Source organism: Nocardioides sp. WS12, assembly GCF_014108865.1.
Lineage (GTDB): Bacteria > Actinomycetota > Actinomycetes > Propionibacteriales > Nocardioidaceae > Nocardioides.
In genome coordinates, this window is the sequence record NZ_CP053928.1 from 2,376,219 (window position 1) to 2,388,333 (window position 12,115).

The window sequence follows — 12,115 nt, forward strand, 5'->3', positions numbered from 1 at the left end:
CTCGATACGACCCCGCCTGCGGCTCGGACTACTCGACGACCTTGAGGGATTCGATCAGTGCCTCGATCCGCCCACGGATCTCGTCGCGGATCGGCCGCACGGCGTCGAGGCCCTGGCCGGCCGGGTCGTCGAGCTTCCAGTCCTCGTACCGCTTGCCCGGGAAGTACGGGCACTCGTCGCCGCAGCCCATCGTGATCACGACGTCGGAGGCCTGCACGGACTCGGTGGTCAGGACCTTCGGCTGCTCGGCTGCGATGTCGATGCCGACCTCGCGCATCGCCTCGACGGCCATCGGGTTGATCTGGTCGGCGGGCTGCGAACCGGCCGAGAGTACGTCGATCCGGTCGCCGGCCAGGGCCTGCAGGAAGCCGGCGGCCATCTGGGAGCGGCCGGCGTTGTGGACGCAGACGAAGAGGACGGTGGGCTTGCTCATGCGGTGATCTCCTCGGAGACGGTTTCGGGGAACAGCAGGCGTACGGCGCCGTACGCAACCAGCGCGCCGACGACCTGCATCAGGACGAACATGGCGACCGACGCGGGGTCGATGCCCGCGAAGGTGTCGGAGAAGATCCGGCCGATCGTGACGGCCGGGTTGGCGAAGCTGGTGGACGAGGTGAACCAGTAGGCCGCCGTGATGTAGCCGCCCACGGCGAACGCGAGGGTCTCGGTGCGTCCGGTGCGGATCCCGCCGAACACGACGAGCACCAGGCCGAAGGTGGCGACACCCTCGGCGAGCCAGAGGTGGCCGCCGGTGCGTTCGGTCGTGGCGATCGAGACGGCATCGAGGTCGAACATCAGGTTCGCGAGGACGGCGCCCACGACCGCGCCGACGACCTGGGCCGCCGTGAGCACGACCGCCGTCATGGCCGTGATCCGGCCGAGGAGCGCCTCGACCAGCGAGACCACCGGGTTGAACGCGGCCGAGACCGGCTGCAGGGTGAGGATCAGCGCGACCAGGACCGCGCCGGTGGCGAGGCTGTTCTGCAGCAACTGCAGGCCGACGTCGTCGGGGGAGAGGCGGGTCGCCATGATCCCCGAGCCGATGACGGTGGCGACCAGGAGCGCGGTGCCGATGAACTCGGCCGTGGCGGCGCGCAGCAGCGCGCTTCGTGCCGGCGCGGTCACCGGACGCCGCGCCCGAGCAGGCCGGACAGGTCGGCCAGTGCCGCCGCGTTGACGCGGTAGTAGACCCACACGCCGCGCTTCTCGCGGTCGAGCAGGCCGACCTCGTGCAGCACCTTGAGGTGGTGGCTGATCGTCGGCTGCGACAGGTCGAAGGCGTCGTTGAGGTCGCAGACACAGGCCTCGCCGTCGGCGTGCGCGCCGACCAGCGACAGCAGGCGAAGTCGGACCGGGTCGGCCAGCGCCTTGAGCAACGGGGCGATCCGGTCGGCCTGGTCGGTGCTGATCGGCTCGCTCATCAGGGGCGAGCAGCAGGCCACGGTTTCCACCGGGGTGAGCTCGAGAGACTTCGACATGTGTCTATGTTGACAGACGTCGATGTCTAGTGGGGTAGCGAGAGGGTGAACAGTTCGGGCTCCGGTGCGCCGCAGCAGCCCCCGCCGCTATCGGCCTCGTCGAAGGAGCCCGATCCACCGCACACGCCCGACTCGGGCAGCACGAGCTCGACTCGCGCCGCCGACTCGTGGTCGCCCGCGATCTCCGCGACGATGCTGCGCACCTGCTCGAATCCGGTCAGGGTCAGGAACGACGGCGCGCGGCCGTAGGACTTCATCCCCGCGAGGTAGAAGCCAGCCTCCGGCTGGGCGAGCTCGGCGGCGCCGTGCGGGTAGACCGTGCCGCAGGAGTGGACGTTCGGGTCGATCAGCGGCGCCAGGGTGCGTGGCGACTGGAGCACGGGGTCGAGGTCGAGGCGCACCTCCGAGAGGATTGCGAGGTCGGGCCGGAAGCCCGTCACCACGATCACCTCGTCGACGCCGTCAACCACCTGGCCGTCGGCGGACGCGAGCTGGAGTCGGCCGTCCGGTGCGGACGCGACCGCAGTCGTCCGGAACGTCGTACGACGGTCGACCAGGCCGGACGACGCCACCGACTCGGCGCGCTTGCCGAGTGCGCCCCGCTCCACCAGTTGGTCGTTGTCGCCGCCCCCGAATCCGGCGTCGGACCGCCGGACCAGCCAGGAGACGCGGGTGTCGGGGGCGGTGGCGGCGAGCCGGCCGAGCGCGACGAGGACGTTCTGTGCCGAGGCGCCCGTGCCGGCCACGGCGACGTGCTTACCGGCGTACCGCGTCGCAACGGCCGGGTCGCCCAGGTCGGGCATGCCGTAGGTGATCCGGTCGCCGTACTCCCGCTCGCCGGGGGCGGCGTACCCGTCGGTCCCGAGCGGGTTGGGGGAGCCCCACGTGCCGGACGCGTCGATGACTGACGAGGCCAGCAAGGTCGCCGTGCCGTCCGGGCCCTCGACGTGGAGCGCGAAGGGCTCGCTGTCACGGCCCGCGTCGACGACGAGGTCGCGACCGCGGCGGGCCACCCCGGTGACGCGATGCCCGAACCGCACCTCGACGGAGCCGGTCGCGGCGAGCGCGGCCGCCAGGGGAGCGAGGTATCCAGCGACCCACTCGGCTCCGGTCGGGAAGGCCTCCTTGTCGGGTGCAACCCACCCGTCTCCCAGCAACGCCGCAGCGACCGGGTCGATCAGCTCGGACCACGGCGAGAACAGCCGCACGTGGCCCCACTCGCTCACGGCACTGCCGGCGTCCGCCCCCTGTTCGAGTACGACGACCGGCAGGCCGCGTGCGTGCGCGTGCGCCGCCGCGGCGAGACCGATCGGGCCGGCGCCGACCACGACGAGGGGGCCGGCGAGGGGGTGGGACATGGAGAACTCCTGACATAGACGAACGTCGATGTCAGGACTGTACCCCCTATATAGACAAACGTCTATGTATTCAGGACCCGGTCCGACCGCTCCCGCGTGACGTCGGCCCACGGGCTCCACAGGAACCACTTCGGCAGCGTCCTGACCAGACGCGGCGGGCCGGCGACCTCGATCCGGCCCGCGTCCACGGCCTCGGCCCAGCTGCAGTAGCCCTGGAAGACGTCGGCGAGCGCCGGCGTGGCCGCAGTGACCTCGACGTCGACCTCGAAGCCGGGGTGTTGCAGGCACACCGAGACCTCGCCGTGCTCCATCACCAGCCAGATCGACACCGGGTCGGGCGCGGTGTGCCGGAACTCCACGACGGTCCGACCGGGAGGCAGCCGGCTGTGGTCGACGCGTCGGTGCATCCACCACATCAGGGTCGTCGGCGACACGTCGTGCGGTCGCAGCTCGTCGAAGAGCCACTCGATCGCCCAGCGCCCGAGGCTGTCGATCACTCGCTCCAGGTCGCGGCCGGCCGGTGTCAGGTGGTACTCGCTGCCGCGGCCGGTGGGGGAGGGCCAGGTGTCCAGCACGCCGCGCTTCTCGAGATGCCGCAGTCGTTGCACCAGCAATGAACGCGAGATCCCCGGCATCGCGCGGGCGATGTCGTTGAACCGCGTGTTGCCGAGCACGAGCTCGCGGATGATCAGTGGCGTCCAGCGGTCGGCGACGACCTCGGCGGCCATGGACACGGGGCAGAAGTTGCCGTAGTCGGGCATGGGCTCATCGTGGTCCCGCGGGAGCCCGGGTGGAAGTCCTGAATTTGGACCACCCGGGTCACTTTTGTGGACTGGATGGCGGATCCGGATGGTCGGACATTGAACACATGACGATCACCGACACGAAGTCCACGACCACGCCGCTCGCTCGCGCCGCCGAACTCGGCCCCGAGCTGGCCGCCCACGCCTCCCGCCACGACATCGAAGGCACCTTCGTCTCCGAGGCGTACGACGCCCTGCGGGGCGCCGGGTTGCTCCGGGCCGCCGTCCCCGTCGAACTCGGCGGCGACGGCGCCACGATCTCCGAACTCACCGCCCTGCAGCGCGAGCTCGGCCACCACTGCGGCTCCACCGCGTTGGCCAGTTCCATGCACCAGCACGTCGTCGCGTTCACGGCCTGGCGCTACCGCCGCGGCCTGCCGGGTGCCGAGGCGACCCTGCGCCGGGTCGCCGAGGAGGACATCCTCCTGGTGTCCACCGGCGGTGGCGACTTCACCCACCCGCAGGGCGAGGCGGTGAAGGTCGACGGCGGCTACCGCGTCACCGGCCGCAAGCGCTTCGCCAGCCAGTCCGGCCACGGCGACGTGCTCTCCACGATGTTCGGCTTCGACGACCCCGAGCAGGGCCGACGCGTCCTCAACATGGCCGTCCCCGTCACCGCCGAGGGCGTCACGGTCGCCGACAACTGGAACACCCTCGGCATGCGCGGGACGGCGAGCAACGACGTGGACCTCGTCGACGTCTTCGTGCCCGACGAGAAGGTGCTCGCCAACCGTCCGTGGGGCGTCGTCGACCCGCCGCTCCAGGTCATCACGAGCGTCGCGTTCCCGATCGTCAGCGGGGCCTACCTCGGCGTGGCCGAAGCCGCCTACGAAGCCGCCGTCACGGCCGCCGCCCGGCGCAGGGACGACGTCCTCGTGCAGCGCCAGGTCGGCCTGATGCGCACCAAACTGCAGGTGGCCAGCTGGGCCCTCGATGGCGCGCTGGCCCTGGTGGGCGACGACCCCGCGCCGTCGTACGAGACCTTCCTGGCGGTGATGGCCGCCAAGGCCGAGGTCGCCCGCGCCGGCATCGAGGTCTGCGATCTCGCGATGGAGGTCGCCGGTGGCGGCGCCTTCTTCAAGGGCTCCGTGATCGAGCGGGCCTACCGCGACATCCGGGCGGTCAAGTTCCACCCGCTCACGCCGGAGGACACCCTGGTCGCCGCCGGTCGCCACGCAGTGGGGTTGTAGGCGACCAGCGGCGACCAGCGGCGAAGGGGGCTTCAGCGCCCGCCGAGCACCCCGGCGTCGTACGCCTTGAGGACGGAGGCCTTGTCCGCACTGGTCAGGTCTCCGTCCTTGACGGCCATGTCGAGGCGCTCGCTGAGATCGGTACGACGCTCGGCCTTGTGTGCGGCCTGGACGGTGTCCAGTGCGTCGGCCACCTTGCTCTCGTCGAGACCGAGCTCGTCGGCGAGTGCCTTGGCCAGGGCGGCCTGGCGGTCGGCCCTCTCCTCGTCCGTCGGCGGCGTGGGCTTCTCGCCCGCCGCCGGCTTCTCACCGTCGGCCGGCTTCAGGTCCTCGCGGACCGCCTTGAGGGCGGCAGTGAGCTTGTCCTCGGTCACGCCGAGCGCCTTGGCCAGCGCGGCTGTGTCGACGTGCGCACCTCCGCGACCGTGGCCGCCGGGGCCTCCGGGGCCAGGTCGGGCGTCGGCGCTGGGCGACGAGTCGCTCGTGGTGCTGTCGTCCGCGGTGGCGGTCAGGCTGGCGGCGGTGACGCCGCCGGCAACCGCGCCCGCGGCAAGGAGGGCCGCGGCCCTCATCCGGTACGTGCTCATCAAGTGCTCCTCTCCATGGCCCACCTTGGTGGGGACCTGACATGACTGTCCGCCCCGGGGCTTGGCCTGCGCTGCGGTGGAACTGGCAGGAACCTGTGAATCCGGTCCGTGGGTTGATTAATGCGTTAGTGACGGCTAACGTATTGAACGTGACCGACCCGTTCAGTGCAGCCGCGGAGCCCAGCCGGCGCCGTCTCCTGCAGTTGCTCGCGGCCGGCCCGATGAGCGTCACCGAGCTCGCCGACCAGTTCCCGGTGACCCGTTCGGCGATCAGCCAGCACCTGCTCGTGCTGGCCGACGCGGGACTGGTCGCGGCCGAGAAGTCCGGCCGGCAACGGATCTACCGCGTCGTCCCCGACGGACTGCGCCGGCTCCAGGCCGAGATCGATCGGTTCTGGACCTCCGAGCTCGACCAGTTGGTCGCCGACGCCCACGAACTCAACAACAACCGCACCCAGGAGTAGAGCCATGACCTTCTCGAAGACCGTCTCCCTGCCCGTCTCGCCCGATGAGGCGTTCGCGCTCGTCACCCAGCCCGAGCGGTTGCGCCGCTGGACCGCCGTCACGGCCCGCGTCGACCTGCGCGCCGGTGGTGACTACCGCTGGACGGTGACCCCGGGCAATGTCGTCGCTGGCACTGTTCGGGAGATCGAGCCCGGGCGCCGGATCGTCCTCGAATGGGCCTGGGACGACATGCCCGGCGCCGAGGACGTCGACAGTGCCGTGATCATCACCGTCGAGCCCACCGACGGCGGCTCGCTCGTCACGCTCGTGCACGAAGGCCTGACCCCCGAGCAGGAGATCGGCCACGCGGAGGGCTGGAACCACTTCCTCGGCCGCCTCGAGATGGCCGCCGCCAAGGGCGACGCCGGTCCCGACGAGTGGGCCTTCGCGCCCGAGAGGATGAACGAGATCGTCGCGGCCGAAGCGAGCCTCGCCGTCCTGCAGGGCGTGCTGCGCCAAGTCGTCTCGACCGACCGCGAGAAGCCCACCCCGTGCTCCGACTTCACCGTCCACCAGCTCGTCGAGCACCTGCTCGACACGCTCCTGTCCCTCGGCACCATGGCCGGCGCCGAGCTCACCCGTCCCCAGGGCACGACCCTCGAGGACACCGTCTCGACCCTCGCGTCCGATGTCATCGAGGCCTGGCGTCGTCGCGGGCTCGACGGGATGGCGATGAGCCCGTTCGGCGAAGCACCGGCCCCCGTCCTCGCCGGCATCGTCTCGATCGAGTTGCTCCTGCACGCCTGGGACTTCGCCCAGGCGACCGGCGCGACCCTCACCGTCAGCGACGCCGTCGTCGAGTACGTCGCCGGATCGGCCGCCCAGGTCATCCCCGGTGCGCGCGGCCGGGCCTTCGCCGATGAGGTCGTTGCGGACGCGGGATCCGACGCGTTGACCCGCCTGGCGGCGTACAGCGGACGGACGCCCCTCGCGGCCTGAAGGGAGTGCGCTAATCTGGTGCCACCACCGAGCGTCGTCGCAACTGATGCGCCACCGGTGATGAGCACCCGATCGGCGCACTCCCGCAGCAGCGCGAGCCCCGGTCACCGTCGAAGGAACCTCGCGGACCTGTCCGCATCGGAAGGAAACCTGTGGCTCGAGGAGGCCAGCGGGGCGCGACGCAGCAGCGTCGGAACCCCCAGGCGGCGCGTACGCGCCGCAACGAAGAGGGGATCATTCCCCAGCTCGCGCGCGCCGTGCGTGAGGTCGAGGCCGCGGTCGCGCGCCGCTCCGCGATGCCGGAGGTGCGCGCCAAGTTCCAGGTCGTCGCACTGCTGGCCCGCGAGGAGCGGGCCCGCGTCAAGGGCGACACCGAACTGTCCGACAGCCGCCGCGGCGAGGAGCTCAAGCGCCTGGACGGGATCGCCACGATCCTCGCCCAGACCGCCGCCCGCGACAGCACCCTGTTCACCCTTCTCGACGAGAACGCCGAGATGTCGGAGACGGCCAAGGCCGTCCGCCGCGAACTGCTCCGCAAGGCCGGCGCCGAGCCCGAGCCGGAGCCCGAGCCGGTCATCGAGATCGTCGACGGCGCCGCGGCCGAGCGGCGGGCGTACCCACTGTCCGTGCAGGCGCGCCAGCTCGCCAACCCGTTCCTCGCCCCTGACTTCGAGCACGCCCGGTCCCGCGTCCGGCCCCGCCGCCTGGCCGGTTGGGAACTGCTCGAGCCGCTGTTCCGCTCCTTCGAGCGCGCCGCACCCGACGCCCCGGCGTGCATGCCGCTGCCGGAAGCCGATCAACTGGTCTCGATGACCGGTCGGCACGCGCCGGCCGGCCGCGAACTGATGCCGCACCAGGCGCAGTTGATCGCGTCGGCCGCCGAGGGCCACCGCACCTACCTGCTCGCCGACGAGCCCGGCCTCGGCAAGACCGCGCAGGCACTGCTCGCCGCGGAAGCCGCGGGCGCGTTCCCGCTGCTGGCCGTCGTACCCAATGTCGTGAAGACGAACTGGGCGCGCGAGGTGGACCTGTGGGTCCCCAACCGCCGCGCGACCGTCCTGCACGGTGACGGCGACGACGCCGACGGCTTCGCCGACGTCTTCATCGTCAACTACGAGATCCTCGACCGGCACACCGGCTGGCTGGCCACGCACGGCTTCCGCGGGATGATCGTTGACGAGGCGCACTACATCAAGAACAAGGGCTCCCAGCGCTCGCAGAACGTGCTGGAGTTGTCCGCGAAGATCCGCGCGCGGATCGCCCGTCCGCTGCTGATGGCGCTGACCGGCACCCCGCTGATCAACGACATCGAGGACTTCCGCGCGATCTGGCAGTTCCTCGGCTGGATCGACGACGTCGTCCCGCAGGGCGAGCTGATGGAAGCCCTCGAGGAGACCGGCCTGTCGCCGGCCGACCTCGGCTTCTATCCCGCCGCCCGCCGCGCCGTCATCGACGAGGGCATCGTGCGCCGCCGCAAGATCGACGTCGCCGCCGACATCCCCGCCCGCCGTATCGCGGACATGCCGGTCGAGCTCGAAGGCGAAGCCGGCCGCTCGATCCGCAAGGCCGAGCAGGAGCTCGCCCGCCGCATGACGGAGCGGTACGACGCCGCGCTGTCCACGCGTCGTGCCGGGACCGTGGTCGACGGGATCGACCACGACCTCGTGCGTCGGGTGGCGACCTGGGAGCGCGAGGACAACTCGACCAAGACCGGCGAGAACGTGTTCGGCATGCTGCGTCGGATCGGCCAGGCCAAGGCCGGCCTCGCGGCGGACTACACCGCCCAGTTGGCGCGCAACGTCGGCAAGGTCGTCTTCTTTGCCAAGCACATCGACGTGATGGACCAGGCCGAGAAGACCTTCGCCGAGCGTGGCATCAAGTACAGCTCGATCCGTGGCGACCAAACGAGCACCGCTCGCCAGAAGGCGATCGACGCGTTCGTGAACGACCCCGAGGTGCAGGTCGCGGTCTGCTCGCTCACCGCGGCCGGCGTCGGCCTCAACCTGCAGGTCGCGTCCAACCTGGTGCTCGCCGAGCTCTCGTGGACCGACGCCGAGCAGACGCAGGCCATCGACCGGGTGCACCGGATCGGCCAGGACGAGCCGGTCACCGCCTGGCGGATCATCGCCACGCAGACGCTCGACACCCGGATCGCCGAACTCATCGACAAGAAGGCCGGCCTCGCGGCGCGGGCCCTCGACGGTGCGGGCGAGGACGTCGAGGGCGGTTCGATCGACCTGCAGACCGAGGCGCTGGTCGCCCTGCTGACCTCGGCGCTGGAGGAACGCGGCGACTGACGCCGGTGGCTCCGAATGCCTTTGACCTGCGCTGAGCACTCACCACGTGAGTGCCCAGCGCAGGTCAAGCGATGTAGGTGGCATCCCGCTGAGGCCTACGGGCGCGCGGACAGCTTCTGGTCGGCGTACCCGTAGAGCGCGATCACGGCACCGAACAGGGCCGTGATCCCGATGCACACGGCGATCACATGGCCCCAGCCCTTCTCGTCGTAGTCGAGGAACGGGTACGGGAACCAGTCGGTGGCCGCACCGGCGATCAGGATGACCATGAGCCAGGCGATCGGCCAGGCCAGGGAGACCTCGATCCCGCGTCGTTCGACGCGCGGGCGGGGGCCGAAGGCGATCCAGCCGATGACGGCGAGGGCCGGGACGACCATGTGCAGCAACTTGTCAGCGACGTAGCTTCCGCCCTCGAGGTCGAGCAGTGGGCGCAGCAGGAAGAAGTGCACCAGGCCGGTGACGGTGATGCCGACGATCCCGGCCAGCCGCAGCGACCGGAACCCGGTGCCGTCGCGGTCGGGATTGCGGGCGAGCATCGCCGTGGCGATCGCGATCAACACGTTGCTCTGGATCGTGAAGTACGCGACCAGGCGGATCAGGCGGGTCGCCAGTGTCGGGGGGTTCTCCTCCACCAGCACCGACGAGCCCTGGAACACGAGGACGGTCTGGAGCACGAGCGCGCCGATCGCCACCGCCGCGGTCAGGGCGTGCCACCCACGGGCCCGGGTCATGGCGTCACCAACTGCTGGATCGCGTCGCCGTACAGCCGGACGAGGGTGTCCGGGGGAGCAGCACTGAGCACGGGGTCCTCCTGGAGGAACAGCAGGTTGAGCAGACCGGCAATCTGGGCGACGACGAGGGCGACGCGGATCTCGCGATCCTCGCCCTCGAGGCGGGGAGCCAGGGGAGCGATGTAGGCCTCGGCAGTGTGACGAACCATCTCATCGCGGACCTGCTGGAGGTGGGAGGCCTGCGCGATGGCGACGAAGCGGCGCCGCATGGCGGTGTTCCCGCCCTCGAGGAAGTAGGTGACCAGGCGTCGGCCGAGGTCCTCGACGGGGCCCTCGATGACCGGGCCGATGCCCAGCGAGGTGTCCATGGTGCGCAGGAAGAGCGCTTCTTTCGAACCGAAGTGCCGGATCACCAGGGCGGGATCGACGCCGGCCTCGGCGGCGATGCCGCGGACCGAGGCGCCTTCGAACCCGCGCTCGGCGAAGAGCTTCTTCCCGGCCGCCTCGATCGCGGCCCGGGTCGCGCGCCCGGCCGGCCGGAGCCGGCTGTCGTCGGTCGGCTCGGCCGAGGTCTTCGTCACACCGCAACCGTAGGCCATCGACAACCAAGGTCAACGGCGTTGACACCCAAGGGTCAACGCCGTTGACTCTGCTGGTGACCACCACTTCTCCCGGCCCGGCCGCGGCCACCGGTACGCCCGCCGATGATCTCCCGGGCGCGCCGCTCCTCACCGTGGTGGTGCTCTGCTTCGGTGGCCTTGTCACCGCCCTCACCCAGACCATGGTGATCCCGATCCAGGGCGAGCTCGGCAGGTTGCTCGGCACCACCGAGGCCAACGCCTCCTGGGTGGTCACGGCAACGCTGGTGGCCGGAGCCGTCGCCATGCCGATCGCCGGCCGCCTCGGAGACCTGTTCGGCAAGCAGCGGGTCCTGGCGATCTGCGCCGGTGCCCTCGTCCTCGGGTCCCTCGTCTGCGCCCTGAGCAACACGCTCGTGCCGATGCTCGCTGGCCGGCTGCTGCAGGGCCTGGCCATGGGCTTCATCCCTGTCGGCATCGCCCTCATGCGCGAGGTCACCCCGCCGCGACTGACCGCCACCGGCATCGCCGCGATGAGCGCCACCCTCGGCGTCGGCGGCGCGATCGCGCTCCCGCTGTCCGCGTGGATCGTTCAGCACTACAGCTGGCACGCCCTGTTCTGGGTCTCGACCGTGCTGGCCGCTGCCGTGGCGCTGGCCGTCGTCGCCCTGGTCCCGCACGTCCGCGACGCGGTGCCCGGCCGGTTCGACGCGGTGGGTGCCGTCGGTCTCGCGATCGGTCTCGTCGCGCTGCTCGTCGCCGTGTCCAAGGGCAACGAGTGGGGCTGGGCGCACGGCCGCACCATCGGCCTCGCCATCGCCGGCGTGCTGGTGCTCCTCGCCTGGGGCAGCTACGAGCTGCGCGTCAGTGACCCGCTGTGCGACCTGCGGGTCAGCGCCCGCCGCCCGGTCCTGCTGACCAATATCGCCGCGATCGCGATCGGCTTCGGGATGCTCGCCCAGGCCATCGTCGTACCCCGCCTGCTGCAGGCGCCGGTCGAGACGGGTTACGGCCTGGGGCAGACCCTGATCGAGACCGGGCTCTGGCTGGCTCCCGGCGGGCTCGTGATGATGGCGTTCTCGCCCGTCTCCGGGCGCCTGATCGGGCTCCTCGGCGCGCGCGTGACCCTGATGATCGGCGGGATCGTGCTCGGGCTCGGCTACCTCTTCGCCGTGTTCCTCACCGACGCCCCGTGGCAACTCATGGTGGCGAACTGCATCACCTCGGCCGGCGTGGGCATCGGGTACGCCGCCATGCCGACCCTGATCCTCGAGAACGTCCCGGTGAGCGAGGCCGGTTCGGCGGTCGGCATCAACGGGCTGATGCGGTCCATCGGCACCAGCATCGCGGCCGCCGTGATGGTCGCGATCCTGACCGCCACGACCGTCGACTTCGGCGGTCACGCGCTCCCCAGCGCCGACGCCTTCCGGGCCTGCTTCATCGTCGGCGCGGGCGCCGCCTTCCTCGGCGTCCTGTTCGCCGGACTGGTCCCGCGCCGTCGTACCGCCTGAAGCACCACAACGCACTCGGAGAGGTTTCTGCGACAAGACTTCACGGTTAACCGGAACCTCGTCGTCCCTGCATCGTTGGGTCAGTGTGGGGCGGTGACTGGGGGGTTCCGCGACACGCAGGGGCGGTTCCGGTCATCGA

Annotated in this window: 13 protein-coding genes; 5 read left to right on the forward strand and 8 right to left on the reverse strand. The window is 70.9% G+C overall.

Annotation, left to right across the window (positions count from 1 at the left end; genetic code table 11):
- Positions 1 to 28 precede the first annotated feature (28 nt).
- The 5 genes from HRC28_RS11515 to HRC28_RS11535 all read right to left on the reverse strand — a co-directional run bounded on the left by HRC28_RS11515 (position 29) and on the right by HRC28_RS11535 (position 3,597).
- Positions 29 to 433, reverse strand: a complete 405-nt coding sequence (locus tag HRC28_RS11515; RefSeq protein WP_182380210.1) for an arsenate reductase ArsC — start codon at positions 431 to 433, stop codon at positions 29 to 31.
- The gene (locus HRC28_RS11520; RefSeq protein ID WP_182380211.1) at positions 430 to 1,125 is read right to left on the reverse strand and encodes an aquaporin; all 696 of its coding nucleotides are present in this window, start codon (positions 1,123 to 1,125) and stop codon (positions 430 to 432) included. Before HRC28_RS11520 ends, HRC28_RS11515 begins: the two co-directional genes overlap by 4 nt.
- The gene (locus tag HRC28_RS11525) at positions 1,122 to 1,478 is read right to left on the reverse strand and encodes a metalloregulator ArsR/SmtB family transcription factor (RefSeq protein WP_182380212.1); all 357 of its coding nucleotides are present in this window, start codon (positions 1,476 to 1,478) and stop codon (positions 1,122 to 1,124) included. Before HRC28_RS11525 ends, HRC28_RS11520 begins: the two co-directional genes overlap by 4 nt.
- A gap of 26 nt (positions 1,479 to 1,504) precedes the next feature.
- Positions 1,505 to 2,836, reverse strand: a complete 1,332-nt coding sequence (locus tag HRC28_RS11530; protein WP_182380213.1) for an NAD(P)-binding domain-containing protein — start codon at positions 2,834 to 2,836, stop codon at positions 1,505 to 1,507.
- A gap of 62 nt (positions 2,837 to 2,898) precedes the next feature.
- Entirely contained in the window at positions 2,899 to 3,597 is a 699-nt protein-coding gene (locus tag HRC28_RS11535) for a helix-turn-helix domain-containing protein (RefSeq protein ID WP_182380214.1), read from the reverse strand.
- A gap of 107 nt (positions 3,598 to 3,704) precedes the next feature.
- Between HRC28_RS11535 and HRC28_RS11540 the strand changes: the two genes are divergently transcribed.
- Positions 3,705 to 4,829 (forward strand): acyl-CoA dehydrogenase family protein, encoded by a 1,125-nt coding sequence (locus tag HRC28_RS11540; protein WP_182380215.1) that lies wholly within the window; start codon positions 3,705 to 3,707, stop codon positions 4,827 to 4,829.
- Between the two features lie 32 nt (positions 4,830 to 4,861).
- On the opposite strand, the gene HRC28_RS11545 is transcribed toward HRC28_RS11540, so the two are convergent.
- Positions 4,862 to 5,416: a hypothetical protein gene (locus tag HRC28_RS11545; RefSeq protein ID WP_202033311.1), complete on the reverse strand. Its 555-nt coding sequence runs from the start codon at positions 5,414 to 5,416 to the stop codon at positions 4,862 to 4,864.
- Between the two features lie 149 nt (positions 5,417 to 5,565).
- Between HRC28_RS11545 and HRC28_RS11550 the strand changes: the two genes are divergently transcribed.
- The 3 genes from HRC28_RS11550 to HRC28_RS11560 all read left to right on the forward strand — a co-directional run bounded on the left by HRC28_RS11550 (position 5,566) and on the right by HRC28_RS11560 (position 9,156).
- A complete protein-coding gene (locus HRC28_RS11550; RefSeq protein ID WP_202033312.1) occupies positions 5,566 to 5,880 on the forward strand; it encodes a metalloregulator ArsR/SmtB family transcription factor in 315 nt (104 codons plus the stop codon).
- Between the two features lie 4 nt (positions 5,881 to 5,884).
- Entirely contained in the window at positions 5,885 to 6,859 is a 975-nt protein-coding gene (locus tag HRC28_RS11555; RefSeq protein WP_182380217.1) for a TIGR03086 family metal-binding protein, read from the forward strand.
- 152 nt (positions 6,860 to 7,011) lie between these two features.
- Positions 7,012 to 9,156 carry a DEAD/DEAH box helicase gene (locus HRC28_RS11560; RefSeq protein ID WP_182380218.1) on the forward strand — a complete coding sequence of 715 codons (2,145 nt, stop codon included), beginning with the start codon at positions 7,012 to 7,014 and terminating at the stop codon, positions 9,154 to 9,156.
- A 95-nt stretch (positions 9,157 to 9,251) separates the two neighbouring features.
- Here the strand turns inward: HRC28_RS11560 and HRC28_RS11565 are convergent, their stop codons facing one another.
- A complete protein-coding gene (locus tag HRC28_RS11565; RefSeq protein WP_182380219.1) occupies positions 9,252 to 9,887 on the reverse strand; it encodes a Pr6Pr family membrane protein in 636 nt (211 codons plus the stop codon).
- Positions 9,884 to 10,468 (reverse strand): TetR family transcriptional regulator, encoded by a 585-nt coding sequence (locus tag HRC28_RS25615; protein ID WP_272902676.1) that lies wholly within the window; start codon positions 10,466 to 10,468, stop codon positions 9,884 to 9,886. The genes HRC28_RS11565 and HRC28_RS25615 overlap by 4 nt, the downstream gene beginning before the upstream one ends.
- Positions 10,469 to 10,542: 74 nt before the next feature.
- Here HRC28_RS25615 and HRC28_RS11580 point away from each other — a divergent pair, with 74 nt between their 5' ends.
- A complete protein-coding gene (locus HRC28_RS11580) occupies positions 10,543 to 11,976 on the forward strand; it encodes an MFS transporter (RefSeq protein WP_202033313.1) in 1,434 nt (477 codons plus the stop codon).
- Positions 11,977 to 12,115 lie beyond the last annotated feature (139 nt).

Coding starts and splice junctions, on each gene's coding strand:
- HRC28_RS11515 (WP_182380210.1), bottom strand. CDS start 433: ATGAGCAAGCCCACCGTCCTCTTCGTCTGCGTCCACAACGCCGGCCGC.
- HRC28_RS11525 (WP_182380212.1), bottom strand. CDS start 1,478: ATGTCGAAGTCTCTCGAGCTCACCCCGGTGGAAACCGTGGCCTGCTGC.
- HRC28_RS11530 (WP_182380213.1), bottom strand. CDS start 2,836: ATGTCCCACCCCCTCGCCGGCCCCCTCGTCGTGGTCGGCGCCGGCCCG.
- HRC28_RS11535 (WP_182380214.1), bottom strand. CDS start 3,597: ATGCCCGACTACGGCAACTTCTGCCCCGTGTCCATGGCCGCCGAGGTC.
- HRC28_RS11540 (WP_182380215.1), top strand. CDS start 3,705: ATGACGATCACCGACACGAAGTCCACGACCACGCCGCTCGCTCGCGCC.
- HRC28_RS11545 (WP_202033311.1), bottom strand. CDS start 5,416: ATGAGCACGTACCGGATGAGGGCCGCGGCCCTCCTTGCCGCGGGCGCG.
- HRC28_RS11555 (WP_182380217.1), top strand. CDS start 5,885: ATGACCTTCTCGAAGACCGTCTCCCTGCCCGTCTCGCCCGATGAGGCG.
- HRC28_RS11565 (WP_182380219.1), bottom strand. CDS start 9,887: ATGACCCGGGCCCGTGGGTGGCACGCCCTGACCGCGGCGGTGGCGATC.